This window comes from Arthrobacter humicola, from assembly GCF_039531445.1.
Lineage (GTDB): Bacteria > Actinomycetota > Actinomycetes > Actinomycetales > Micrococcaceae > Arthrobacter > Arthrobacter humicola.
Genome location: NZ_BAAAQB010000010.1, coordinates 52250 through 77857, shown reverse-complemented (window position 1 = coordinate 77857; position 25608 = coordinate 52250). Strand labels below are relative to the sequence as shown.

At 67.3% G+C, this 25608-nt stretch carries 23 protein-coding genes; 19 read left to right on the top strand and 4 right to left on the bottom strand.

Features of this window, described 5'->3' with window-relative positions; translation table 11 throughout:
- Nucleotides 1-44 precede the first annotated feature (44 nt).
- Nucleotides 45-782, top strand: coding sequence for a VOC family protein (locus ABD243_RS04330; RefSeq protein ID WP_344362481.1), 738 nt, complete (start codon nucleotides 45-47; stop codon nucleotides 780-782).
- A 101-nt stretch (nucleotides 783-883) separates the two neighbouring features.
- On the opposite strand, the gene ABD243_RS04325 is transcribed toward ABD243_RS04330, so the two are convergent.
- A complete protein-coding gene (locus ABD243_RS04325; protein ID WP_344362478.1) occupies nucleotides 884-2137 on the bottom strand; it encodes a heparan-alpha-glucosaminide N-acetyltransferase domain-containing protein in 1254 nt (417 codons plus the stop codon).
- 92 nt (nucleotides 2138-2229) lie between these two features.
- Here ABD243_RS04325 and ABD243_RS04320 point away from each other — a divergent pair, with 92 nt between their 5' ends.
- The 8 genes from ABD243_RS04320 to ABD243_RS04285 all read left to right on the top strand — a co-directional run bounded on the left by ABD243_RS04320 (nucleotide 2230) and on the right by ABD243_RS04285 (nucleotide 11235).
- Nucleotides 2230-2658, top strand: coding sequence for a hypothetical protein (locus ABD243_RS04320; protein WP_237563489.1), 429 nt, complete (start codon nucleotides 2230-2232; stop codon nucleotides 2656-2658).
- Complete coding sequence (locus tag ABD243_RS04315; RefSeq protein ID WP_344362475.1) at nucleotides 2655-3419, top strand: carbon-nitrogen hydrolase family protein; 765 nt, start codon at nucleotides 2655-2657, stop codon at nucleotides 3417-3419. Before ABD243_RS04320 ends, ABD243_RS04315 begins: the two co-directional genes overlap by 4 nt.
- A 104-nt stretch (nucleotides 3420-3523) precedes the next feature.
- Nucleotides 3524-4432 carry a 4-hydroxy-tetrahydrodipicolinate synthase gene (gene dapA, locus ABD243_RS04310; RefSeq protein ID WP_116767826.1) on the top strand — a complete coding sequence of 303 codons (909 nt, stop codon included), beginning with the start codon at nucleotides 3524-3526 and terminating at the stop codon, nucleotides 4430-4432.
- Between the two features lie 60 nt (nucleotides 4433-4492).
- Nucleotides 4493-6184 carry a ribonuclease J gene (locus tag ABD243_RS04305; protein WP_344362472.1) on the top strand — a complete coding sequence of 564 codons (1692 nt, stop codon included), beginning with the start codon at nucleotides 4493-4495 and terminating at the stop codon, nucleotides 6182-6184.
- A 273-nt stretch (nucleotides 6185-6457) separates the two neighbouring features.
- A complete protein-coding gene (locus ABD243_RS04300; protein ID WP_344362469.1) occupies nucleotides 6458-9439 on the top strand; it encodes an FtsK/SpoIIIE family DNA translocase in 2982 nt (993 codons plus the stop codon).
- Nucleotides 9440-9465: 26 nt separating this feature from the next.
- Entirely contained in the window at nucleotides 9466-10104 is a 639-nt protein-coding gene (gene pgsA, locus ABD243_RS04295) for a CDP-diacylglycerol--glycerol-3-phosphate 3-phosphatidyltransferase (protein WP_091249836.1), read from the top strand.
- The gene (locus ABD243_RS04290) at nucleotides 10101-10643 is read left to right on the top strand and encodes a CinA family protein (protein WP_344362465.1); all 543 of its coding nucleotides are present in this window, start codon (nucleotides 10101-10103) and stop codon (nucleotides 10641-10643) included. Before pgsA ends, ABD243_RS04290 begins: the two co-directional genes overlap by 4 nt.
- Nucleotides 10644-10782: 139 nt before the next feature.
- Entirely contained in the window at nucleotides 10783-11235 is a 453-nt protein-coding gene (locus ABD243_RS04285) for a helix-turn-helix domain-containing protein (protein ID WP_066434909.1), read from the top strand.
- Between the two features lie 60 nt (nucleotides 11236-11295).
- On the opposite strand, the gene ABD243_RS04280 is transcribed toward ABD243_RS04285, so the two are convergent.
- A complete protein-coding gene (locus ABD243_RS04280; RefSeq protein WP_344362461.1) occupies nucleotides 11296-11823 on the bottom strand; it encodes a MarR family winged helix-turn-helix transcriptional regulator in 528 nt (175 codons plus the stop codon).
- Between the two features lie 41 nt (nucleotides 11824-11864).
- Between ABD243_RS04280 and ABD243_RS04275 the strand changes: the two genes are divergently transcribed.
- The 6 genes from ABD243_RS04275 to dapF all read left to right on the top strand — a co-directional run bounded on the left by ABD243_RS04275 (nucleotide 11865) and on the right by dapF (nucleotide 17763).
- Nucleotides 11865-12101 (top strand): DUF3046 domain-containing protein, encoded by a 237-nt coding sequence (locus ABD243_RS04275; RefSeq protein ID WP_116767821.1) that lies wholly within the window; start codon nucleotides 11865-11867, stop codon nucleotides 12099-12101.
- A 262-nt stretch (nucleotides 12102-12363) separates the two neighbouring features.
- Nucleotides 12364-13416 carry a recombinase RecA gene (gene recA, locus ABD243_RS04270; protein WP_344362459.1) on the top strand — a complete coding sequence of 351 codons (1053 nt, stop codon included), beginning with the start codon at nucleotides 12364-12366 and terminating at the stop codon, nucleotides 13414-13416.
- Between the two features lie 190 nt (nucleotides 13417-13606).
- Complete coding sequence (locus tag ABD243_RS04265; RefSeq protein ID WP_344362457.1) at nucleotides 13607-14086, top strand: regulatory protein RecX; 480 nt, start codon at nucleotides 13607-13609, stop codon at nucleotides 14084-14086.
- A gap of 79 nt (nucleotides 14087-14165) precedes the next feature.
- Entirely contained in the window at nucleotides 14166-15767 is a 1602-nt protein-coding gene (gene miaB / locus ABD243_RS04260; protein WP_344362455.1) for a tRNA (N6-isopentenyl adenosine(37)-C2)-methylthiotransferase MiaB, read from the top strand.
- A 61-nt stretch (nucleotides 15768-15828) separates the two neighbouring features.
- Nucleotides 15829-16758, top strand: coding sequence for a tRNA (adenosine(37)-N6)-dimethylallyltransferase MiaA (miaA, locus tag ABD243_RS04255; RefSeq protein ID WP_344362526.1), 930 nt, complete (start codon nucleotides 15829-15831; stop codon nucleotides 16756-16758).
- Nucleotides 16759-16809: 51 nt separating this feature from the next.
- The gene (gene dapF, locus ABD243_RS04250) at nucleotides 16810-17763 is read left to right on the top strand and encodes a diaminopimelate epimerase (protein WP_344362452.1); all 954 of its coding nucleotides are present in this window, start codon (nucleotides 16810-16812) and stop codon (nucleotides 17761-17763) included.
- Here dapF and ABD243_RS04245 read toward each other — a convergent pair.
- Nucleotides 17744-18358: a class I SAM-dependent methyltransferase gene (locus ABD243_RS04245; RefSeq protein WP_116767819.1), complete on the bottom strand. Its 615-nt coding sequence runs from the start codon at nucleotides 18356-18358 to the stop codon at nucleotides 17744-17746. The genes dapF and ABD243_RS04245 overlap by 20 nt on opposite strands.
- A gap of 709 nt (nucleotides 18359-19067) precedes the next feature.
- Between ABD243_RS04245 and hflX the strand changes: the two genes are divergently transcribed.
- Nucleotides 19068-20666: a GTPase HflX gene (hflX, locus tag ABD243_RS04240; RefSeq protein ID WP_116767818.1), complete on the top strand. Its 1599-nt coding sequence runs from the start codon at nucleotides 19068-19070 to the stop codon at nucleotides 20664-20666.
- Nucleotides 20659-22806 carry an ATP-dependent DNA helicase gene (locus tag ABD243_RS04235; protein WP_344362448.1) on the top strand — a complete coding sequence of 716 codons (2148 nt, stop codon included), beginning with the start codon at nucleotides 20659-20661 and terminating at the stop codon, nucleotides 22804-22806. Before hflX ends, ABD243_RS04235 begins: the two co-directional genes overlap by 8 nt.
- Nucleotides 22807-22887: 81 nt before the next feature.
- On the opposite strand, the gene lexA is transcribed toward ABD243_RS04235, so the two are convergent.
- A complete protein-coding gene (gene lexA, locus ABD243_RS04230; protein ID WP_091250045.1) occupies nucleotides 22888-23637 on the bottom strand; it encodes a transcriptional repressor LexA in 750 nt (249 codons plus the stop codon).
- Between the two features lie 353 nt (nucleotides 23638-23990).
- Here lexA and ABD243_RS04225 point away from each other — a divergent pair, with 353 nt between their 5' ends.
- Nucleotides 23991-24380, top strand: a complete 390-nt coding sequence (locus tag ABD243_RS04225) for a LysM peptidoglycan-binding domain-containing protein (protein WP_344362445.1) — start codon at nucleotides 23991-23993, stop codon at nucleotides 24378-24380.
- A 68-nt stretch (nucleotides 24381-24448) separates the two neighbouring features.
- Nucleotides 24449-25567, top strand: a complete 1119-nt coding sequence (locus ABD243_RS04220; protein ID WP_344362443.1) for a histidinol-phosphate transaminase — start codon at nucleotides 24449-24451, stop codon at nucleotides 25565-25567.
- The last annotated feature ends 41 nt before the right edge of the window (nucleotides 25568-25608 follow it).

Below are 25608 nucleotides of genomic sequence, written 5' to 3'. Positions count from 1 at the left end.
GCGTTCCTCCTATATCGGGGAGGAACTGGATAGGATCGGGCGCTATGGCGCTGCGACTTGTTCAGGTGAATTTCAAGGCTCGGGACGACTCCGCGCTCGGTCGGTTTTGGGCCGAGGCGCTCGGCTGGGGTGTTTCCAGCGAGGGCCCCGGTGTGACCAATGTTGAACCCGTGGGCTTCGTCTGGCCGGACCCCGTCGCCGTCTGCGTCGATGTCGTCACCGTCCCGGACCCCAAGACGGTAAAGTACCGCGCGCACCTCGAACTCACCTCCACCTCCGTGGCCCATCAGGCGGAGCTGGTCGCGGACCTGTTGGAGCTCGGCGCGACGCCCGCCGACGTGGGCCAGGGCGATGTGCCGTGGACGCTTCTGGCCGACCCGGAGGGCAACCTGTTCCGCGTGCTGGAGCCTCGATCGATCTACCGGGATACCGGGCCGATCGCCGCCGTGGTGGTCAGCTGTGCGGATCCGCGGGCCATGGCCCGGTTCTGGAGCGAGGCGATGGACTGGACCCTGCACGAGGTGACCGACGATCATGCGAGACTGCGTTCCGCCACGGGTGTCGGGCCGTATCTGGAGTTCCTTCGCACGCCCGACGTGAAGACCGTGTGTGGCCGCGTCCATCTAGACCTGATGCCTTACCCCGGTGATGATCAAGCGGCGGAAGTGGCCCGGTTGCGGGCTCTGGGCGCCACTGACGCCGACGTCGGCCAGGGCGATGTGCCGTGGGTGTGCCTCGCCGACTCAGAGGGCAACGAGTTCTGCGTCCTCACCCCGGGCTGACGCAGGGCCTCAGCCCCAAATGCGCGTTCAGGCGATGCAGACGCGGAGAACCCGCTTGGCGATCATCCGGCGCGGTCCACCGCCCTCATGGGTGAGACTCCCTAGCGGAAACGGGCAGGCTGACGCCCGCGGGCGGGCTGGTAGCGGCCCACCTGGTTGGCGGCATGGGACACCCACTCCAGCGGCCCGCGCCAGATCAGGGCCGCGAAGACCCCGCCGACCACCAACATGCCGACGGCCTGCGCCCAGTACACGCCCTCCACGGTCCAGCCGGGCGCCAGCGGCCGATCGTGCAGCGCCGCCATGATGCACAAATGCGCCGTGTAGAGGGTCAAAGTCATGGCCCCGATTCCGCGGAGCGGTAGCAGCAGGTCCAGCTCCACCCATTCGCCCAGCCGGCCCAGCAGCAGGCACACGCCAATCACGGCGGCGGCGACTCCCGAGGTGTGAAGCAGGTCCAGCGTGGTGCCCGCATGCGGTGCGCTAGTGGCCAGCCACCACACTGAGCCTGACTGGTCGACACCCGCGAGGTTGACCTGCAGCAGACTCCCCAGCGGGTAGGCGGGATCGCCGATCTGCGACTCCAATGCCTGCCGGCCGCCCCAGTCCTCCATCAGGACTGCCCCGAGCCACTTGGCAAAGACCGCCACCGTTGTCCCGGCAGCCAGCAGCAGGAACGGCGTGGCTGCCTTCGACAGCGCCATCCGGCCGATCGCCAGTCCCACCAGGAGATAGGCGATCCACTGCAGGACGGGATAGTAGCCCGTGAGGAAGAGGTCGCCGAGGAGTCTTGCGGGTGTGGCCAAGTCCTCCCAGCCGGGGTTATGTCCCAGCCGCAAGGGCGGATCTGCTGACAGCAGCCAGGGCCGCAGCAGGTAGGCCAGCACAGGAGAAGCCAGGATCCATGCGGTCGCGAGGACAAGCAGGCGGTTGAGCCCGAGACCGACGAACGGCAGCACGCACAGGAACAGGAGCGCGTAGTGGACCAGAATGACGGCGATGCTGACGTCCAGGCCGCCCAGCGAGAGTCCGACGGTGCCTACCACCAGCGCCCTAAGTGCGATGCCGCGGCGGGCGGCCCAGAGCGCGGAACCCTCTACGGGCTGCTGTTTCCCGGTGGACAGCGCCAAGCCGACGCCGGCCAGCACGGCGAACAGTGCCGAAGCACGCCCGGAAAACGCGAGCCCGATCCATGTGGGCGTGAGCTGAGCGTTCGACTCGAAGGTCGCCAGCACGTGCGTGGCCATCATGGCCAGTAACGCGAGCCCGCGGGCGGCGTCAATGCCGGCCAGGCGGACGCCGGCGGAGGTGGCCTTGGCGGTCCGGGAAGCAGTGGTCATTCCGCGCGGGGTCATCGTTCGATCGTCTCATGTTAGGCCTGCCCGCAGCGTCACGCAGGCCCCGACAAAGCCTTGTGTTCGAATATATGTTCGAATAAGATGAGCGCATGAACAACGCCTCAGAGCCTGCCTTCTTGACTCCGGATTCACCAGGCCGGAAACCTTCGGGCCGGGATTCCGGCAACACTCCGCCCGGCGGCCGTCGGGACGGCTGTGAGGCAGGGGCCGGCGTTCTCAAAGCCATGAGCCCGGGCGTCGTGGACTTCCTCTTCCGGCGGCTGGTCGCCGGAGAGCCGGCAGAGGATGTCCAGTGGGGCCAGGAGGGCACGGCGTTGGCTGTGCAGCCGCCGGGGGCGGAGCTGGCGCGGCGGCTGGCGGAGACGGATCTCGACGCCCTCACTCCGACCGAGTTGTTCCACTACGTGCGGGCGGCCCAGCGGCTCGCGGCCTGGGCGGAGTCTTTGCGCGAATCCGCTGTCGGGCGTTACTGCTCGGCGCCCGCGGGAGGGAGGGAGATGCCTAGGATGGCAGAGTGACCACTGGCTCCATAACTGCTCTGACGCTGTCCGCGATCCAATACGAGGCCCTTGACGGCGGCGTTGCCGCCAATGTGCCCGAACACATCCGCCTGATCGAAGACGCCGAGTCTCACGGAGCCCGGCTGGTCATCTTTCCCGAACTCTCGCTGACGGGGTACCGGCTGGACCTGCTGGAGGGGCCCGAAGAGTGGCTGAGCGCGGCAGACCGACGGCTGGACGGCATCCGGGAAATCTGCCGCCGGACTGGAATTACCGCCGTGGTCGGGGCCGCTTTCACGCAGGACGACGGTACGCCGCGGCTTGCCTCCCTGGCCATTCACCCATCAGGCGCCATCGAGCCCAGCTTCAAGACCTGGCTGCACGGTCCGGAGCAGGGGATCTTTGTCGCCGGCAGTCACCCCGCGGTCCTGGAGATCGACGGCTGGAAGATCGCATTGGCGATCTGCTTCGACGCCGCACGCCCCGGTCACGCGGAGTGGGCGGCTGGGGCAGGGGCGGACGTCTATGCCGTCTCGGCCGTCTACACGGCGGGGGAGGACCACCGGCTGGGGCTGCATCTTGGCGCCCGCGCCATGGACAACCGGATGTTCTCCGTCCTGGCGAACCTGGCGGGCGCCACGCCACTGGGTCCCTCGTGCGGGCTGAGCGGATTCTGGGGTCCTGACGGACTCCCTTTCCGGCAGGCGGCCGGTACCGGGACGGAAGTGCTGACGGCGAGCCTTCAGCACAGTGTCCTGGCCCGGTTTCGGCGGCCCTGAGCCCGGCCGGAAGACCGAAACGTGACGCGCGGCCGGGCAAGTTTGACGTTCCTCACACCGCCGCCATTGTCCTAACATGCCGCAGACAAGGTAACGTTTTTCATATGGCTGACTCTGATATTCGCTCTTACACGTTCGGTACCCTCGTGACTGCCATGGTTACGCCTTTCACGACGGACGGTGAGGTCGACTACAAGCAGTCGGCGGAACTGGCGAGCAAGCTTGTCGACGACGGCAATGATGCCCTCGTCATCTCCGGCACCACCGGGGAGACCTCCACGCTGGAGGACGACGAAAAAGAGAAGCTCTTCCGCGTCATTGTCGAGGCCGTCGGCGACCGTGCCAAGGTCATCGCCGGAACCGGGACCAACCACACCTCGCACTCGATCGAGATGGCCAAGCGCGCCGCCAAGGCGGGAGCCCACGGCCAGCTGATCGTCACCCCGTATTACAACAAGCCCAGCCAGGCCGGCATCCAAGCCCACATCGAAGCCGTAGCCGACGCCGCCGACCTCCCCGTCATGGTGTACGACATTCCGGGCCGCGCCGGGGTGCCCATCCTGCCCGAGACCATGATCCGTCTCGCCGACCACCCCCGGATCGTTGCCCTCAAGGATGCGAAGGCTGATTTCGCCGCGCTCACCCAGGTCCTGGCCAACACCGACATTGATGTCTACTCCGGCGACGACGGCCTCACTCTGCCGTGGATGGCCGCAGGTGCCGTCGGCCTGGTCAGCGTCTCCGCGCACGTCGCTACGCGGCAGTTCCGCGCGCTGATCGATGCCGCACTTGCAGGCGATTTTGCTACCGCCCGCACCCTACATTTCGAACTGGACCCCGTGGTCCGCGCAGTGATGACCCACATTCAGGGTGCTGTCGCTGCCAAGCAGGTTCTTAAGTGGCAGGGAGTCCTGCCCAACTCGGTTGTCCGTTTGCCCCTCGTGGAGCCGGACGAGGCCGAGATCGTAATCATCCGCGAGGATTTGGCGGAAGCGGGGATGGTCTTTTCCTGAGCAGGAGCCAATCCTGATCGTGAAAGTCCAGCCCGGTTTCCGCCTGGAAAGTAGTGCACTATGACCCAAACCGCCCTTCCCGGCCTTGTCACGCCGCCCCGCCTCCCGAACAACACCCTGCGGATCGTGCCGCTCGGCGGGCTCGGGGAAATTGGCCGCAACATGACCGTCTTCGAGATCGGGGGCAAGCTCCTCGTCGTTGACTGCGGCGTGCTCTTCCCCGAGGAGACCCAGCCCGGCGTCGACCTCATCCTGCCGGATTTCTCCTACATCGAGAACCGTCTCCAGGACATCGTCGCCGTCGTCCTGACCCACGGTCACGAGGACCACATCGGCGCCGTTCCCTACCTCCTGCGCCTGCGCGCCGACATCCCCATCGTGGGCTCGCAGCTCACCCTTGCCCTCATCGAGGCCAAGCTGCAGGAACACCGGATCAAGCCCAACACCAAGATTGTCGTCGAGGGCCAGGTCGAGAAGTTCGGGCCCTTCGAATGCGAGTTCATCGCCGTCAACCACTCCATCCCGGACGCCCTGGCCGTGTTCCTCCGCACCGCGGGCGGCACCGTCCTGCACACCGGTGACTTCAAGATGGACCAGCTGCCGCTCGACGGCCGCATCACCGACCTCCGGCACTTCGCCAAGCTAGGCGAAGAAGGCGTGGACCTGTTCATGTCGGACTCGACCAATGCCGACGTCCCCGGTTTCACCACCGCGGAGAAGGAAATCGGGCCCACCCTGGACCGGCTGTTCGGCCAGGCCTCCAAGCGGATCATTGTCGCGTCCTTCTCCTCCCACGTGCACCGCGTCCAGCAGGTCCTCGACGCCGCCGCCAACCACAACCGCAAGGTTGCCTTCGTGGGGCGCTCCATGGTCCGGAACATGGCCATCGCCGCGAAACTGGGCTACCTGGAAGTCCCGGCCGGGATCCTGGTCGATATCAAGAACATCGACAACCTGCCGGACAACCGGGTTGTACTGATGTCCACCGGCTCCCAGGGCGAGCCCATGGCGGCCCTGTCCCGCATGGCCAACGGCGACCACCGCGTCGTCGTCGGCGAGGGCGACACCGTCATCCTCGCCTCGAGCCTCATCCCGGGTAACGAGAACGCGGTCTTCCGCATCATCAACGGCCTGCTGAAGCTCGGTGCAGATGTCATCCACAAGGGCAACGCCAAGGTGCACGTCTCCGGCCACGCTGCCGCCGGCGAGCTGCTGTACTGCTACAACATCCTTGAGCCGCTCAACGCCATGCCGGTGCACGGCGAAACCCGCCACCTCATCGCCAACGGCAAGATTGCCCTGGAATCCGGTGTGCCGGAGGAAAGCATCCTGCTCGCAGACAACGGCACCGTGATCGATCTCCGCGACCACCAGGCCGACATCGTCGGCCAGGTCGAGGTCGGGTTCGTCTACGTTGACGGCTCCAGCGTGGGTGAAATCACCGACGCCGACCTCAAGGACCGTCAGGTCCTCGGCGACGAGGGTTTCATCTCCATCATCACTGTCATCCACCGGGCCACCGGCAAGGTGGTGTCCGGGCCGGAGATCCACGCTCGCGGCGTGGCCGAGGACGACTCCGTCTTTGACGAGATTATCCCCAAGATCAACGAGGCCCTCGAAGAAGCAGTGCAGAACCGAACCGACCACACGACGCACCAGCTCCAGCAGGTCGTCCGCCGGGTCGTGGGGACCTGGGTGAACCGCAAGCTGCGCCGCAAGCCCATGATCATTCCGGTGGTCCTTGAGGCGTAAGCCTCAGTTGGTTCGCCGGGCGTAAGCCTCCGGTGGTCCTTGAGGCGTAAGCCTCAGTTGGTTCGCCGGGCGTAAGCCTCAGTTGGTTCGCCGGGCGTAAACCCCTTCGCGGACACCGGGCGGATGCCCGGGGAACGGCCTTCCCGGCCCGCTCGCAGCCTCAGGGCTACAGCGGGCGGGGGAGGCCGTTCGGCGTTGGAACCAGGAACAACATGATCCCGGGCGGCCCGGAAATTCGGGGTTTTAGAGCTGGCATCCGGTACCGTGGCGGGTATGGCGACTCGTACTTCTCCCGCGCCTAGAGGAAACTCAAGCGGCAAATCAGGCAGTTCTCCCGGCCGGGGGTCCAGTCCCGCCGCATCCAAATCCGCCCGGCCGCGGGGCGCCGCAGGTGGGACCGCAGGTAGAACCACCGGCACCGCCCGGACCCGTCAGCTGGCCGCCGTTGAGCCGCCCCAGCCCTGGATTGTCCGGGTGCTCGCCGGTGCATGGCTTGGCATTGGCCACGTGGTCGGTGCCGGCATCCGGCGCGTCGGCCACGACGTCAGCGACCTCGCCCCCGAGGACCGCCGCGACGGTGCCGCACTGTTCAACCTGGCCCTGGGCGTCTTCGTCGCCACCTTCGCGTGGTGGGGGTTCCAAGGCTGGCTCCCGGACCTCGTGTTCGCGGTCATCAACGGCACGTTCGGCTGGATGTCCCTGCTGCTGCCGCTCATGCTGTTCGTGTGCGCCTTCCGCCTGTTCCGCCAGCCCGACGACGGCCGCGGCAACAACCGGATCGGCATCGGCTTCCTCATCATGACCTTCGCCGGCTCCGGCCTGGCCCACATCATCGGCGGCCAGCCGACGGTGGCCGACGGCTTCGACGGTCTGCGCAAGGCCGGCGGCATGCTCGGTTACCTCGCCGCCGCCCCGCTGGCCGCAGTCCACCCCGCCGTCCCCGTGGCGGTGTACAGCCTGCTGGCCTTCACCTCACTGCTGATCGTCACGGCGACACCCTTCGGCGCCATCCCCGGCCGCCTCCGGGACGCCTACGAGCACCTGATGGGCATCGACCTGCAGGACGACGACGGCGGGGACCGTCACGACCGCAGCTACCTCTACGAGAACGACGCCGCGGCGGCGCCCAGGAAGAAGCGCAGGCGCCTCTTCGGCAGAGACCATGACGACGACGCCGGTCTGGAAGGCTACGTCGGCGACGAAGCGTTCGAGCGGGCGCTCATTGCCGACGAGGAAGCAGCTGACGACGCGCCGCCCGCCAGACGGGCCAGGGGCGCCAAGGCGCTGGCTGGTGCCGGCCCCGACGTCGAACCCGGTGCCGAGTCCGGCGTCGCACCCGGTGTCCGCCGTCCCACCCAGGCCGAGATCGCCGTTGAGAAGATCAAGGCGGCTCAGGGCCTCGGCGCGGCCGCCGGATCGCCGGGAGACTACGCCACCGAGGCCATCCCGCTGGTGACTCCCGGAATGGTGGCCGCGGGCTCGCTCAACCCCGCCGCCGCGGCAGCCCCGAAGGTCCCCGCCAACCCGGTGGCGCCGGCACCCCTGCCCACCCCGATTCCGCAGCGCACCGAACAGCTCTCGCTGGCCGGCGACGTCACCTACACCCTGCCGGCGTCGGACATGCTGACGCCCGGCTCCATCCCCAAGGAACGCACCGAGGCCAACGACGCGATCGTCGCCTCGCTCACCGAGACCCTGAACCAGTTCAACGTCGATGCCCAGGTGACCGGCTTCAGCCGCGGCCCCACCGTGACCCGCTACGAAATCGAACTGTCCCCGGGCACCAAGGTGGAGCGGGTCACCGCCTTGTCCAAGAACATCTCCTACGCCGTCGCGAGCTCGGACGTGCGCATCCTGAGCCCCATCCCGGGCAAGTCCGCCATCGGCATCGAGATCCCCAACACGGACCGCGAGACCGTGTCCCTGGGCGACGTCCTCCGCAGCCAGAACGCCCGCCGCACCGACCACCCCATGGTCATGGGCGTCGGCAAAGACGTCGAGGGCGGCTACGTCGTGGCCAACCTCGCCAAGATGCCGCACCTGCTGGTGGCAGGCGCCACCGGCGCCGGCAAGTCCTCGTTCGTGAACTCCATGATCACCTCGATCCTGATGCGGGCCACCCCGGACGAGGTCCGCATGGTCATGGTGGACCCCAAGCGCGTGGAACTCACGGCCTATGAGGGCGTCCCGCACCTCATCACCCCGATCATCACCAACCCGAAGAAGGCTGCCGAGGCGCTGCAGTGGGTGGTCCGGGAAATGGACGCCCGCTACGACGACCTCGCCAACTACGGCTTCAAGCACATTGACGACTTCAACAAGGCCGTCCGGGCCGGCAAGGTCCACCCGCCGGTGGACTCCAAGCGCGTCATCAAGCCCTACCCGTACCTGCTGGTGATCGTGGACGAACTCGCCGACCTCATGATGGTCGCCCCGCGCGACGTCGAAGACTCGATCGTCCGCATCACCCAGCTGGCGCGTGCGGCCGGCATCCACCTCGTTCTCGCCACCCAGCGTCCGTCCGTCGACGTCGTGACCGGCCTGATCAAGGCGAACGTGCCCTCCCGCATGGCCTTCGCCACGTCCTCCGTCACCGACTCCCGGGTTGTCCTGGACCAGCCGGGCGCCGAGAAACTCATCGGCCAGGGCGACGCCCTCTTCCTGCCCATGGGCGCCTCCAAGGCCATGCGCGTCCAGGGCGCGTGGGTCACGGAGTCGGAGATTCACAAGGTGGTCGAACACGTCAAGGGCCAGCTCAAGGCCGTCTACCGGGACGACGTCGCGCCCGAGGCGCAGAAGAAGCAGATCGACGACGACATCGGGGACGACCTCGAAGTCCTCCTGCAGGCGACCGAACTCGTGGTCACCACGCAGTTCGGCTCCACCTCGATGCTGCAGCGCAAGCTCCGTGTCGGCTTCGCGAAGGCCGGACGCCTCATGGACCTGCTCGAGTCCAGGGGAGTGGTGGGACCCTCGGAAGGGTCCAAGGCCCGCGACGTGCTGGTCAAGCCGGATGACCTCGCCGCGGTACTGGCCGCGATGAAGGGGCTCGACGCGCCCGCCGTCGCGGATTCCCAGACGGCGGCGCTGAGCGAGAACGCAAATGCGAACATCGCCCAGGGCGGCTACGCGGAGGACCTCGTGGCGGCTGACCTGGCCAACCGCACCCAGGCGATCGACTACCACGACGGCGCCGACAGCGGCTCCGATGACGAGGACGGCTCGGAGGACGCTTGGTCCCTCACCGGACGGTAGTGCGGGAAGACGGGTAGCCTAGGAAGGTGAATAGCGCCGAAGCCAACGCCGGATCCGCCTCGCGGATCTGGAACCTGCCGAATATCCTGACGATGCTGCGGATAGTGCTGGTGCCGTTCTTCGTCTGGTTCCTTGTCCTCGACGCCCCCGGGCTCCAGGCCCAGAACGGCGTCTGGCGCTGGGCGGCTTCCGTCGTGTTCGCGGTCGCTATCTACACGGACAAGCTCGACGGCGACATCGCCAGGTCCCGCGGACTCGTCACCGACTTCGGGAAGATCGCGGACCCGATCGCCGACAAACTCCTGATCGGCTCGGCCCTGGTCATGCTTTCGCTGCTCCAGGAACTGCCGTGGTGGGTGACGATCCTGATCCTGCTCCGGGAATGGGGCATCACCGCCCTGCGGTTCTTCGTTATCCGCTACGGCGTCATTCCGGCCTCGCGGGGCGGGAAGCTCAAGACGGTTGTGCAGACGGTGGCGATCTTCCTCTACGTCCTACCGCTGGCATCCATCGCCCCGTGGCTCGGAGTTGTGGCGTTCGTCGTCATGATGGCTGCGCTGGCCATCACGTTGTGGACCGGCGGCGAGTACGTTATCGAGGCCCTCAAACTGCGGGCCGCCGGCATCAAGGCAGAGAAAGCACGGGTAGGGGAGAACAAGCCATGACTGATTTGAACGCCAAGCCGGACCCCAATCTTCATCCCAAGCTGCACCCCAACCTTCACCGGCTGGCGGAGCAGGCCGTCACCGGCGCCATCGGCCGTGGGGTGACCGCTGCCACCGCCGAATCCCTGACGGCCGGAATGGTCGCGGCGATCCTGGCCGACACGCCGGGCGCCTCCGCGATGCTGCAGGGCGGCGTCGTGTCCTACGCCAGCTCGGTCAAGACCGACGTCCTGGGCGTCCCCGCCGGTCTGCTCGACGCCGTCGGTTCCGTGGACGGGCAGGTCGCCGCGGCGATGGCCGACGGTGCCCGGCGCGTCTGTCGCGCCGATATTGGCGTGTCAACCACCGGTGTGGCCGGGCCCGAACCGCACGACGGCAAGGCGGTGGGCACGGTCTTTGTCGGCATCGCGACGGCGGAGGGCTCGACGTCGTACCCGTATTCCTTTGACGGCAGCCGCGCCGAGATCCGCGCCCTCGCGTGCGGCGCGGCCCTGGAACGCCTGCTTGAGGCCCTATCTTCCGAAGGCTACCCGGCGTAAAGTTGCCGGGAACAAAAGTTGATTCCGAATAGTTGTTACATTGTGTCGCTTCCAAATAAGGGAGGCGCCTAGGATGAAAACATCAGCAGAGTCCGCCCCCACCGGCGGACTCGACAGTACGAGGAGCAAGGCGATACAGATGGTAAAGCAGCCCGTATCCGTAAACGGCGTTGTCCGCTGGAAGGATGTGGGCCTCGCCGATCAGGCAAAGAGCGAACAGAAGGAGCGCAAGATGGTAGTACTTCGTCACGAAATCGGTGATGTCCTGCGCGATGTCCGCCAGCGCCAAGGCCGTACCCTCCGCGAAGTTTCGCACAGTGCCCGTGTGTCCTTGGGCTACCTGAGTGAAGTGGAGCGCGGCCAGAAGGAAGCCTCCTCGGAGTTGCTGTCCTCGATCTGCTCGGCCCTCGATGTTCCGCTCTCGAGCATGCTCCGCGAAGTCAGCGACCGCGTCGCGGTCGCCGAGGGTGTCGCGGTTCCGGACACCGTCCCGCAGGAGTTCGCGCAGCGCTACGGCCGCGACCTCGACCGAGAACTCAATTCCGACCTCAACGACGAGCTGGCGAAGGGCCTCCTTTCCGGAGCACGCTAGACGCCAACTCACAGACGTTAGAAAAGGACCCCCGGCTCGGCCGGGGGTCCTTTTCGAGTCTCAGGCGTGTTCGTCCCGGGGGAAGCCATCGCGTTCGTAGGTGGCATTGAGCTTTGCCATGTAGGTGGCGAGAGCCTGCAGGTCTTGGGCCGGCCACTGCGCCAGGCGCTTCCGGAAGACCTCACGCCGGGCGTCCTGGACCTGGTGCATCCTTTCCTCGCCCTCGGGCGTCAGGCGGATGGCCTGCGCCCGGCCATCGAGGGGGTCCGCTTCCTTCGACACGAGGCCGAGGCCCTCGAGGAACGCGATTTGCCGGCTCACCGAGGGTTTGCCGACGCCGATGCTGGAGGCGAGGTCGGTCAGCCGGATAGGTCCTTGCTTGCGGATCACGGTGAGCAGTCCGTACGCAGCGGGTTCCACGTCCGGGTGGACCTCGCGGGAGAGCTGATTGGAAATGGACCGGCCGCGACGCCAGAGCAGGCTCAGCTGGTTTTCGACGGCGTTCAGGGCCGCGTCGGCGTCAACGACGGCGTCAACGCCGGTGTCTCCAGGGGAGGAATCTGCGGCGGCCTCGGGTGGGTTGCTCATGGCAACCATTCTAGAGTCCCGCGCCGTGAGAGACTTTACTGGTGCGAATCAGTGACTTTTGGCGGCTCATGGACGACGAGTTCGGTGCCGGGTACTCCCGTGTCCTGAGCAGCTCGCTGGTTCTGGCCGGCGTCGGCGGACGCACCGCGGACCAGGCCCTCAGCGCCGGCATCCCTCCCCGCCAGGTGTGGCTTGCCCTGTGCGACGTCCAGGACGTCCCGCCGGAACGCCGTCTCGGCAGGGACATCAAACCCCGCGACAACGCCGGGCCCAGCTGACGCCTGAAACTCCGCCCGGCATGCCGCCGGATGCGCCGCCGGGCCTCCTGCCGTCAGGGGCCGGCGTCTGACACGCCGCATTATTGTTCGAATATCTGTTCGGATAGGGATATGCTTTTTTTGAGCGTTTTCCACATACGGCGTTTTCCACATAAGGGGTCCCCAGCGACAACTTTGTCGGAGGGTGCCAGTAGCGTCAGTGATGACAGACGAAGGGCCTACACGGCCACTCCACAGCGAGAAAGTATTAGAGGTGTGAATCATGGCCGCAGCCCCGGATCGCCAGAAGGCGCTCGACGCAGCGCTTGCCCAGATTGACAAGCAGTTCGGCAAAGGCTCGGTTATGCGCCTCGGCGACGAAGTCCGTGCGCCCATCGAGGTTATCCCCACCGGTTCCATTGCCCTGGACGTCGCTTTGGGAATTGGCGGCCTGCCCCGCGGCCGTGTCGTGGAAATCTACGGTCCGGAATCCTCCGGTAAGACGACCGTGGCGCTGCACGCCGTTGCCAACGCCCAGCGCCAGGGCGGCATCGCCGCCTTCATCGACGCCGAACACGCCCTCGACCCGGAATACGCCGCCAAGCTGGGCGTCGACACTGACGCCCTCCTGGTCTCCCAGCCGGACACCGGCGAGCAGGCCCTGGAAATCATGGACATGCTCATTGGTTCGGGATCCCTTGACGTCATTGTCATTGACTCGGTTGCCGCTCTGGTTCCCCGTGCCGAAATCGAAGGCGACATGGGCGACAGCCACGTCGGCCTGCAGGCCCGCCTGATGAGCCAGGCCCTCCGCAAGATCACCGGCCGACTGAGCCAGACCAAGACCACGGCCATCTTCATCAACCAGTTGCGCGAAAAGATCGGCGTCTTCTTTGGCTCCCCGGAAACCACCACCGGTGGTAAGGCCCTGAAGTTCTATGCCTCAATCCGCATCGACGTCCGCCGGATCCAGACCCTCAAGGAGGGCGCGGACTCCGTCGGCAACCGCACCAAGGCCAAGATCGTCAAGAACAAGATGGCACCGCCCTTCAAGATCGCCGAGTTCGACATCATCTACGGCCAGGGTATTTCCCGCGAGGGCGGCATCATCGATATGGGTGTCGAGCACGGCCTGATCAAGAAGTCCGGTTCCTGGTTCACCTACGATGGCGACCAGCTGGGCCAGGGCATGGAGAACTCCCGCCGGTTCCTGCGCGACAACCCGGAACTGGCGGCCGAACTCGAGCGCCTGATCAAGGAAAAGCTCGGCGTCGGCGTGAGGGCCCCCGCCGAGACCGAGGAATCACCGAAGCTGAAGGCCGTTGACGGCTTCTAGCCCCGGCGCCGGCAGCGGGTCAGGGTTCCGGCAACGGAACCCTGACCCGGGCGCTGGCGACCCCGGCATGGGGTCGACCCGGCGCGGTTCACGAGGAACGCAGGGCTCGCGCAGTTCCCGGGGGTCGAACGGGTCCCGGGGAACCACGGCGCCGTCACCGGAACTGGACCCGGACGCGGATCCTGCGGCGGTGGCGCGTGCCATCGTGCTGCGCCAACTGACGAATTCGCCCAAGAGCCGTCTGCAGCTGTCCCGCAAGCTGGCCGAGCGCAACGTCCCCGAGGACGTGGCCGAGGCCGTACTGAACCGCTTCGAGGAAGTGCGGCTGGTTGACGACGCCGAGTTCGCCGACATGTGGGTCCGCAGCAGGTCCCAAACGCGCAAGCTCGCCAAAGGGGCCCTGCGCCGCGAACTGGCGGACAAGGGGATCGACCCGGATACCGCTGCCAGCGCGCTCGATCAGCTCAGCGACGCCGACGAAGAGGCGGCCGCCCGTGAGCTCGTGGAGCGCAAACTGCGGGGATTCACCGGCGACGAGGACCGTGCGGAGCGGGACAAGATCACCCGCCGCCTGGCGTCGATGCTTGCCCGCAAGGGTTACCAGCCCGCACTGGCCTTCCGGATCGTCGCCGAGGCGCTCGATGCCGCGGCCGCCGGAGCCGGCGACTAAGGGCTCGCAGCCGCCGTCCCTTCCCGCGTCCGCGCAGGCCCGGCCACAACCGGTTACCCCTAACCGTTACCCTTAACAGGTGAGTTTTACCATTCCCTCCCCAGCGGCCGGCACCACTTCTCCCACAGCATCTTCGGCAGTCAGCGCAGATGCAACTGCCACGGAGCTCAACTCCGGTTCGGCTCAGCCCCGCACGTACCAGGTACGCACCTTCGGGTGCCAAATGAACGTGCACGATTCCGAGCGTATGGCCGGCATGCTTGAAGCCGCGGGCTACGTACCGTCCACCGGCGAGCTTGCCGACGTCGTGGTCTTCAACACCTGCGCGGTCCGGGAGAACGCCGACAACAAGCTGTACGGGAACCTGGGCATCCTGGCCCCGGTCAAGGCAGCCAATCCCGGCATGCAGATCGCCGTCGGCGGGTGCCTCGCGCAGAAGGACCGGGAGACCATCCTCAAGAAGGCGCCGTGGGTCGACGCGGTCTTCGGCACCCACAACGTCGGTGCCCTTCCTGCCCTGCTGGACCGGGCCCGCCACAACAACGAGGCCCAGCTGGAAATCCTCGAATCGTTGGACGTCTTCCCCTCGACCCTTCCGACCAAGCGGGACTCCGTCTATTCGGGCTGGGTGTCCATCTCGGTTGGCTGCAACAACACCTGCACCTTCTGCATCGTGCCTGCCTTGCGGGGCAAGGAAAAGGACCGCCGCCCGGGGGAGATCCTGGCCGAGATCCAGGCCCTTGTGGACGACGGCGCCATTGAAGTGACCCTGCTGGGGCAGAACGTGAATTCCTATGGCGTCGAGTTCGGCGACCGGCAGGCGTTTTCGAAGCTCCTGCGTGCCTGCGGGGAAATCCCGGGCCTGGAGCGTGTCCGCTTCACGAGTCCGCACCCCGCGGCCTTCACCGACGACGTCATCGATGCCATGGCCGAGACGCCCAACGTCATGCCGCAGCTGCATATGCCCCTGCAGTCCGGCTCGGATAAGGTCCTCAAGGACATGAAGCGGTCCTACCGCTCTGCGAAGTTCCTCGGCATCCTGGACAAGGTCCGTGAGAAGATCCCGCACGCGGCCATCTCCACGGACATCATCGTCGGCTTCCCCGGCGAGACCGAGGAAGACTTCCAGGCCACGCTCGACGTCGTCGAGAAGTCCCGCTTCGCCACCGCCTTCACCTTCCAATACTCCAAGCGGCCCGGCACCCCCGCCGCGGACCTGCCGGACCAGCTCCCGAAGGCCGTGGTCCAGGAGCGCTTCGAGCGCCTCACGGCCCTGCAGGACCGGATTGCTGCCGAGGAAAACGCCCGCCAGCTCGGCCGCCGCGTCGAGGTCATGGTGACCGCCCAGTCCGGCCGCAAGGCGGAGGAAACCCACCGCCTCTCCGGCCGGTCCCAGGACCAGCGGCTGGTGCACTTCTCGGTGCCCGAGGGCGCCGACGTGCCCCGGCCCGGCGACCTCGTGACCGTCACCATCACTGAAGCGGCCGCGTTCCACCTCGTCGCCGACCCCGCCTCGGCGGCGGATTACAGCCTGCGCCGGTCGCGTGCCGGTGACGCCTGGGACCGGTCCCAGGCCGATTCCTGCGGTGCCGGCCCGACGAGTCCGGCGGGCAAAACCGGCGCGTCGGGCAAGGCCGGCGTGTCGTTGGGCATGCCCAGCCTCCCGGTCCGCGGCCGTTAGCGCCGTGCCGGGACCTCAACGCAGCGCCGTCGCGCAGGTGCACGGCCAGCCGGCCACGGCGCTGCAGACGGCGGCAGCGCCGCCGGTGATCGCCGTCGTCGGGCCCACCGGTTCCGGCAAGTCCGACCTCGCCGTTTCGCTGGCGCTGGAACTCAACGGCGAGGTCATCAACGCCGATTCCATGCAGTTCTACCGCGGCATGGACATCGGCACGGCCAAGATCACCGACGCCGAACGCAGGGGAGTCCCGCACCACCTCCTGGACATCCTGGACGTGACCGAGGAAGCGAGCGTCTCGGACTTCCAGCAGCAGGCCCGCGCCCTGATCGGAGACATCCACGCCCGCGGGAAGCGGGCCATCCTGGCCGGCGGCTCCGGACTGTACGTCCGTGCCGCGCTCGATGTCCTGGAGTTTCCCGGCACGGATCCAGATATCCGACGGCGCCTGGAGGTCGAACTGGAAACGGCGGGCCCCGCGCCGCTGCGGCAACGGCTGGAAGCCGTGGACCCCGTGTCGGCCGGCAGGCTCGGCGATGCCCGGCGCATCGTCCGCGCCCTGGAAGTCTTCGAACTCACCGGACGCCCGTTCAGCTCCTTCATGCCCGCCCGCGAGTACTTCCAGCCTGCCGTCCAGATCGGGCTCGAAGTCGACAGGGAACTGCTCCGGGAGCGCCTGGCCCTGCGGGTCCACGCCATGGTGGACCGGGGGCTGCTGGAGGAAGTCCGGCGGCTCGACGCCGCGGGGCTCCGCAACGGCAGGACCGCGCCACGGGCCCTCGGCTATGCCCAGTTCCTCCGGGTTCTCGACGGCACTTCCAGCCTCGAGCAGGCCACGGACGAAACGATCATCGCCACCCGGCAGTTCGCGCGCCGGCAACTGACCTGGTTCCGTGCCGATCCCCGGGTCATCTGGCTGGACTGGCAGGATCCCGCCCTGGTGGCCAGGGCCGCGGCCCTGTGCCGGACGGCGCCCGTTCCGCCGCCGCCGTAGCCTTCCCGTCACGGTGCCGGAGCTCTCCATACGGAACGGTAACCTTGGAGCATGGACGCATCCCAAGCCGTAACCGCCGCCCCTGCCGCCGGCGATACCGCATCCCTCAGCGGTCTGAAGTTTTCCAAAGGCCACGGAACAGGCAACGACTTTGTCCTGATCGCCGACCCCAACGGCGCACTGTCGCTCAGCCCCGAGCAGGTCGCGGCGCTCTGCGACCGGCACCGCGGCATCGGCGGCGACGGCCTGATCCGTGCGGTGCCCTCGCGGCTCCTGCCCGAGGGGCAGGAATTGCTGACCGCCCACCCCGACGCCGAGTGGTTCATGGACTACCGCAATGGCGACGGCTCACTGTCTGAGATGTGCGGCAACGGCGTCCGCGTCTTTGTGCACTTCCTCATCGCCGAAGGCCTCGTGAACCTGCCGGCCGGCGAATCCCTCGTCATCGGCACCCGGGGCGGCGTGAAGACGATCGTCCGCACCGCTGCCGGCTACGCCGTCGACATGGGGCCCTGGGCGTTCATTTTCCCGGGCGAGGCGACCGCGCGGGCCATGGATTCGCTCGTCAGCGCCGAGGGGCTGGAGGTGGCCAGGCCCGCACTGTCGGTCAGCATGGGCAACCCGCACACAGTGGTGGCCCTGGCCGAAATGGCCGAACTTGAGGCCACGCAGCTGTTCACCGCGCCCAAGGTGGATCCGACGCCGCCGCACGGCACCAATGTTGAATTCGTGGTGCCCTCCGAACCACTCGTCCACGACGGCACGGGCACCATCACCATGCGGGTCCACGAGCGGGGGGTGGGGGAAACCCAGTCATGCGGCACCGGTGCCTGCGCCGCCGCCGTCGCCATCCGCCACTGGGCCGGGCAGGGCGCGCCGGACGCGTGGAACGTTCACGTTCCCGGCGGAGCGGTCGGTGTGAAATTCTTCGTCGGCCCGGAGGGACACGAACACGTCGAGCTCAGCGGCCCGGCCGTGATCGTGGCTACCGGGACGCTTTCCTGACCCGAAGGATCCGGAACGACTTCGACGTGCTCTCACGGGTCACGGTGAAGCTGGAATCGAGCTCCGCCGCGAGCCAACGTTGCAGCGAATCCGAGCCGAGATTCTTCTGGACCACGAGCCACGCCGATCCGCCCGGCGCCAGCCGCGGAATCCACAGGCGCAGGAGCGCGTGAAGTTCGTCCTTGCCGATCCGGATAGGCGGGTTGGACCAGATGGTGTCAAAACGCAGTTCGGGGTCCACCGCCTCCGGCGTGCTGGCGGTGACGTTGGTGAGTCCCAGCAGTGCGGCGTTTTCGTTGGTCAGGGTCACGCAGCGCTCGTTCACGTCCACCGCGTAGACGCGGGAGTGCGGTGCCCGCAGGGCCATGGTCAGGGCAATCGGGCCCCAGCCGCAGCCGATATCAAGCAGGTTCCCCTGCGGAGCCGGAGCCGGGACATCGGCCAGCAGCACGGCCGTTCCCTTGTCGATCCCGTCCGGGCTGAAGATCCCCGAGGACGTCTGCAGCCGGCGCGTCTCACCGGCAAGGTCCACGGTGAGCGGCTTGCGGGTGAAGGGCCCGGCGGGCTGGGCGCTGAAATAGTGTGCAGACTCCATAATGGGCCAGATTAGTTGGCGGTCCACCCGAATGGGAAACCGGACGGGACGCGGAACGGCGTCCGGGCCCGGGTACGCAACGGAACGGCCGCGGTGCCAGGAAGGAGCGGCCGCCAAGCCTTGGAACGGGGCGTGAACGGTCCCGGCGGCCCGCCCCGAACGGCGCACCCCGGGGAGCTGACCGCGTGAACCGGGCGAGCTTCGGCGTCTGCTAGGCTTAAAAGCATGATCTTGATCTCCAAGTAGCCGGCACGGGTCTCATCCCGTCCCCGCAGCGACGCAGGTAAACGCCTTCCGCTCAGTGCTCCATCGCCATGTCGAGTTATCTCGCCGGCAGGTGCACGAAACACTTGGAATCCAGCCGCTTTTCTCGACAACGCCTTGACGGCGGCCCTTCTTTCCTTGACACCGTGCCTGGCCCGCTTCCGGGCCGGCCCGGCGGACGGCAATTACCTCACTGCGTTCCCCGCAGCCGGGCGCCTCGGGCGCCTCTCCCACCGAGCCGCTCTCTTCACCTAGCTGTTCTCTTTACCTAGCCCTTCTCTTTACCCAGCCAGCGCTCCGCCCGGAGCCAGCCCTGCCCCCGGCACCGTTGCCGCGGGCATTCCAGGAGGCCTGCATGACCCCTCGCCGTCAGCCCAGCGCGAATACCGCTCCACAGAGCACCAATCGGCACTATTCTGAAATAGCCGAACCCCTAAAGGAGACCATGACCAGCCAGCCCAACACCGGACCCGATTCAGCCGCCCAGGACATGAGCCCTGAGGAGATCCAGGCTGTTATCGACCGGATCCTCTCCAAGGACGCCCCTGCCCCGAACGCGGGCCGCGGCACCGGAGCCCACGACGCAGCCGGCACGAGTGCCGGCGGCCAGAAGGCGGTGTTCGGCACGGCACAGGCCATCTCGCGCCTGGACGACGTGTACACCAACTTCGACGGCGACCAGCAGGACCTTGAGGAACGCCACGCCCTGCGCCGCAAGGCGGGCCTGTCCACCGAACTCGAGGACGTCACCGAGGTCGAATACCGTCAGCTGCGCCTCGAACGCGTCGTCCTGGCCGGACTCTGGAGCGAAGGTACTCTCGCCGACGCCGAGAACTCCCTACGTGAACTTGCGGCCCTCGCTGAGACAGCCGGCTCCGAGGTCCTGGACGGGCTCGTCCAACGCCGGGCCAAGCCCGACCCCGGAACCTTCCTCGGCTCCGGCAAGGCGCAGGAACTCAAAGCCATCGTGATGTCCACGGGCGCCGACACCGTAGTGGTCGACGCCGAACTCGCCCCGTCCCAGCGGCGCGGCCTGGAGGACATCGTCAAGGTCAAAGTCATCGACCGCACCGCGCTCATCCTGGACATCTTCGCGCAGCACGCCAAGAGCCGGGAAGGCAAAGCACAGGTGGAACTGGCCCAGCTCGAATACCTGCTCCCGCGCCTGCGCGGCTGGGGCGAGTCGATGTCCCGCCAGGCCGGTGGCCAGGTGGGCGGCGCCGGCGCCGGCATGGGTTCCCGTGGTCCCGGTGAAACCAAGATCGAACTGGACCGCCGCCGGATCCGCACCCGCATGGCCAAGCTGCGGCGCGAAATCGCCGCCATGAAGCCCGCCCGGGAAACCAAGCGCGCCAACCGCCGTCGTAATGCCGTGCCGTCAGTAGCGATCGCCGGCTACACCAACGCCGGGAAGTCCTCGCTCCTGAACCGCCTGACCGACGCCGGGGTGCTGGTGGAGAACGCCCTGTTCGCCACGCTGGACCCCACCGTGCGCAAGGCAGAAACCGCCGACGGCCTCGGCTACACGCTGGCGGACACCGTGGGATTCGTCCGCTCGCTGCCCACCCAGCTCGTGGAAGCATTCCGCTCCACCCTGGAAGAGGTGGCCGACTCGGACCTCATCCTGCACGTCGTCGACGTCTCGCACCCGGACCCCGAGGGCCAGATCGCCGCAGTCCGGGCAGTCTTCAGCGAAGTCGACGCCCGCAAGGTTCCGGAAATCATCGTCCTGAACAAGGCCGACGCCGCCGACCCGTTTGTGGTCGAACGGCTCAAGCAGCGCGAACCGCGCCACGTGGTGGTCTCGGCACGCACAGGTGAAGGCATCCCGGAACTGCTCAAGGCCATCAGTGACGGCATTCCGCGCCCCGGCGTGAAGCTTGAACTGTTGATCCCCTACAACCGCGGAGATCTGCTCAACAAGCTCCACGAGACCGACGCTGAGATCCTCAGCCTCGAGCACGAGGAAACCGGCACCCGGGCCGTGGTGATGGTGCGCGAAGGACTCGCCGCTGAACTGGATCCCTTCATCAGCAATGACTGAGGCTGCGGTGACCAAAGCCAAGGCCGGATCCCCGGACGCCGGGGCCGCTGACGCGGAACCGGCCGATGGCGGGACGGGCGAGGACGCCGCGGGCGGCAACACGGCCGGCGGGACCGGCGAGGCGTTCGTGATTGAGCTGCTCGACCGTGCCGTGTCCGGCATGGGTGGCCAGAGCCGCGACGGCCAGCACGAAATGGCCCGGCAGGTGGCGCGCGCGATCGACAGCGGCGACCACCTGCTGGTCCAGGCCGGCACGGGCACCGGCAAGTCTCTGGCGTACCTGATTCCGCTGATCGCCCACTCGCTGACCAGCAACAAGCCCACCCTGGTCTCCACCGCGACCCTGGCACTGCAGACTCAGATTGTCGGCCGCGACCTGCCCCGGCTGCTCAAGACGATCACCCCGGCCCTGGAGCGGCCCGTCAAGGTTGCCCTGGTGAAGGGCCGGTCGAACTATGTGTGCCGGCACAAGATCGAGGGCGGCTTCCCGTCCGAGGAACCGTCTGAGGGACAACTGTTCTCCCTCGGCGAGGACACGTCCGTGCCGCACTTTGCCGCCGCGCTGGGCGGGCCGTCCTCCCAGCTCGGCAAGGAAGTCGTGCGCCTGCGCGAATGGGCGGAGGAGACGGTCACGGGAGACCGGGACGAACTCATGCCCGGTGTCACGGACCGGGCCTGGCGGCAGGTCTCCGTCACGTCCATGGAGTGTCTCGGCGCGCAAAAGTGCCCGCTCGCGGCCGAATGCTTCAGTGAACTGGCCCGGCAGAACGCCGCCGATGCCGACGTCGTGGTCACCAACCATGCCATGCTCGCCGTCAGCGCGTTCGAAGGCCTGGCGGTCCTGCCTGAGTACGGCGTCGTGGTGGTGGACGAGGCCCACGAACTGCAGGACCGCGTCACAGGCGCAGTCTCCGGCCAGCTCTCCGTCGCGATGGTCCACGCCGCTGCCTCCGGGGCCCGGAAGCACACCGGCATCACCGTGGACGCCCTGAACAATGCCGCCTCCCACCTGGAACTCGCCATCGACGGTGTCCCCAGCGGGTTGATGCCCAACGGCCTGAACACCGAGCAGCTGGACTGCATCGACCAGTTGCGCGACGCCTGCCGCGCCGCGCTCTCCGATTCCAAGGGGGACAGCTCCACGACGGCCGACGGCGGTCGCCAGCTCGCCCGGTCCCGCCTCATGGTCATCCTGGAACTCTGCGAACGCCTCCTGGCCGCGCGGGAAAACCGCGAAGTCGTGTGGTTCTCCCGCAATAGCAGCTTCGACCCGGCGCAGGGCTACTCCCAGCCGGACGAGACCGCGCCGGCCTTGATCAATGTGGCTCCGTTGAGCGTCGCGGGGCGGTTGCGTGAAGGACTGTTCGCGGACCACACCGTCATCCTGACATCCGCCACGCTCGCCATCGGGGCGGCGTTCGAGCCGGCCGCCGGAGGCCTCGGCCTGGTCGGCAGCGGCGCCCCGAGCTGGACCGGCGTCGACGTCGGGTCCCCGTTCGACTATCCGAAGCAGGGCATCCTCTATGTCGCCCAGCACCTGCCCAAGCCCGGCCGCGGCACGTCCCCGGAGGCCCTGGACGAACTCGAGAAACTGATCCGTGCCTCCGGCGGGGGCGCCCTGTGCTTGTTTTCCTCCCGGCGGGCGGCGGAGGAGGCCGCCGAGGCGATGCGGCCACGGCTGGGCCTCAGCATCCTGTGTCAGGGGGAGTCGAGCATGACGGCGCTCGTGCGGCAGTTTGCCGACGAGCCGGACACATGTTTGTTCGGCACGATGTCCCTGTGGCAGGGTGTCGACGTTCCCGGGGTGTCCTGCCGCCTGGTGGTCATTGACAGGATTCCGTTCCCGCGGCCGGACGACCCGCTCATGACAGCACGTTCCCGAGCGGTGGCGCAGGCCGGCGGCAACGGCTTCATGTCCGTCTCGGCCACGCACGCCGCAATCCGCCTGGCGCAGGGCGCCGGCCGGCTGATCCGCTCGACCTCGGACAAGGGTGTGGTGGCGGTGCTGGATTCGAGGCTGTCCACGGAGCGCTACGGCGGGTTCCTCCGCGCCGCGCTTCCGCCGTTCTGGCCCACCACGGATCCTTCGATCGCCGTGGCCGCCTTGAAGCGCCTGGCGAAGGACTCCGGAAAGGACTAAAAAGCAGGGGCCGGAGCCGTGGCTCCGGCCCCTGGAAGCCGTTCCGGGGGTGGCTGCCCCGGGAGGCCTGCCACGGGGTGGCTAGAGGGAGCGGAGCACCGAGACGACCTTGCCCATGATCACGGCGTGGTCGCCGAGGATGGGCTCGTACTGGGTGTTTTGCGGCAGCAGCCAGGTGTGGCCGTCGCGCTGGCGGAACGTCTTGACCGTTGCTTCATCATCGAGCAGCGCGGCCACGATGTCGCCGTTCACGGCGTCGCCCTGGCGGCGGACAACCACCCAGTCGCCGTCGCAGATGGCGGCATCGATCATCGAGTCGCCGGCCACCTTGAGCATAAAGAGTTCGCCGTGGCCCACCAGCTGGCGCGGCAGGGGCATGACGTCCTCCACCACCTGGTCGGCGAGGATCGGTCCGCCGGCCGCGATGCGTCCGACGAACGGCACCATTGCCGTGTCGGTGGCGCTGGCGAGTTCCGTCACGGAGAGGCCACCGACGGCCCGGAGGCCGCTGGACTTCTCGACGCCCGAAATGGCCCTCGTACCCTCGTCCAGGGTCAGCGGCATGAGCACTTCCATGGCCCTTGGACGCTTTGGGTCGCGACGCAGGTACCCGAGCTTTTCCAGTTGGGACAGCTGATGGGTCACGCTCGACAGGCTGGCGAGTCCGACGGTGTCGCCGATTTCGCGCATGGACGGCGGGTAGCCGTTGTCACTGACGGAGCGCTGGATCGTTTCCAGGATTTTCTTCTGCCGGACGGTCAGGCTCTTGGGGGCCCGGGCAGGCTGGGCGCTCCGTGAACTGGCCCGGCCGCCGGTGGCTTGTGCTGCCATGTTCGCCAACGCCTTTCCGTTCCACCCGGCCGCCGTGGCTGCTGTCACCGGGAACTTCCGGCCTGAAATGTCAGACCCTCCTGATCAACTACCGATGAACGAGTTCACAAGCTGTTGTTCTTTCCCTCAAAAGTAGGCCAGCGGCAGAGCTTTTTCAAACATTTGTTCTAGCGAGTCTCGACATCGTTCGTTACTAAGTGCTAAAACAGAACTAGCAAAGTTCGAATATGTGTTCGATTCAAGGATTTGCGAGTCGAGTGCATTCTTCGGTTCTATGTTCGAAGGTTCGGCCGGTTGGCGGCGAGTATGTGGAGAACGCCGGCGGCACCGTATGGTCCAGGAGGGCTCAGTTCATGTCAGCAGCAAGCGCGTTTCACAGCACTTTTGATCACAGCATCACGGACCGCGGGGTCACCCGGCGGCCGAAGCAGGCGCCGCTGCGGCTCACCCGGCGCGGACGGTTCGTCTTCTTCGGGATCCCGCTGATCCTGCTGGCAGCGCTCATCTTGTCGTTCAGCGGATTCCTCAACGCTCCGGCCAAGGCGGCGGATTCCGCGGACCAGCTCAATGTGACGCCCACTGTTTCCGTGACAGTCCAGCCGGGGGAGTCCCTCTGGGCCATTGCGGGGACCGTCGCGCCGGAACGCGATCCCCGTGACGTCGTGGCCGATATCGTGCAGCTGAACAACCTTGACGCTGCGCGTGTAATGCCGGGCCAGCAGCTGTTCGTTCCGTCCAAGTAGGTACCGCCGGCGCCCGTCCCGGGCGTCACAGTTTCAGCGCCCGTCCCGCTTCCACTTAAACTGGTCACGTGACTGACCAGCTTGAGCGCCTCAACCGACTGCCCCTCCGAACCAATCTGCGCGGCCTGCGACCGTATGGCGCACCCCAGCTGGACGTCCCCATTCTGCTCAACGTCAACGAGAACACCCATGGTGTCCCGGCCGACGTCCGCGCCGCCATCACCGAGGCTGTCAGCACCGCCGCCGCCGGGCTGAACCGGTACCCGGACCGGGAGTTCACCGAATTGCGGGAAGCCCTCGCCGAGTACCTTGGCCACGGTCTGGGCGCGGAGAACATCTGGGCCGCGAATGGCTCCAACGAAGTCCTTCAGCAAATCCTCCAGGCCTTCGGCGGCCCCGGCCGGACGGCCCTCGGTTTCCCTCCCACATACTCGATGTACCCGCTGCTGGCCGCCGGCACGGACACGGAGTACATCGTCGGCGCCCGCGCGGCGGACTACGGGCTCAGCGCGGAATCGGCTGCCCGCCAGGTCCGGGAACTGGAGCCTAACATTGTCTTCCTGTGCTCCCCGAACAACCCCACCGGTACCGGACTGGGTCTTGATGTCGTCGAGGCCGTCTATGACGCCGGCCAGGCCAGCCAGACCATCGTGATCGTCGACGAGGCGTACCACGAGTTTGCCCACGACGGCACACCCAGCGCTCTGACCCTACTGCCCGGCCGGGAGCGGCTCATCGTCTCGCGCACCATGAGCAAGGCCTTCGCCCTCGCCGGGGCGCGGCTCGGGTACATGGCCGCCGCTCCCGAGGTCACCGACGCCCTGCGGCTGGTCCGTCTGCCGTACCACCTGTCAGCTATCACCCAGGCCACGGCCCTGGCCGCACTGCACCACCGCGTGGCCCTCATGGCCGACGTCGAGGACATCAAGCGCCAGCGCGACCGGATCGTGTCCGAGCTGACCCGCCTGGGCCTCAAGCCGGCGGCTTCCGATTCGAACTACGTGTTCTTCGGCGGACTGGAGAGCCCGCACGACGTCTGGCAGGGCCTGCTGGACGCCGGCGTCCTCATCCGCGACGTCGGCATCCCGGGGCACCTTCGCGTGACCGCGGGCACTGAGACGGAAACCACAGCCTTCCTCGAAGCCCTTGAACGCATCCTGACCAGCCACGCCACGCCGCAGGCCTAGACTTGACGGGGAGCCAGTGCGCCCCGCCAGACTGCCCAGCA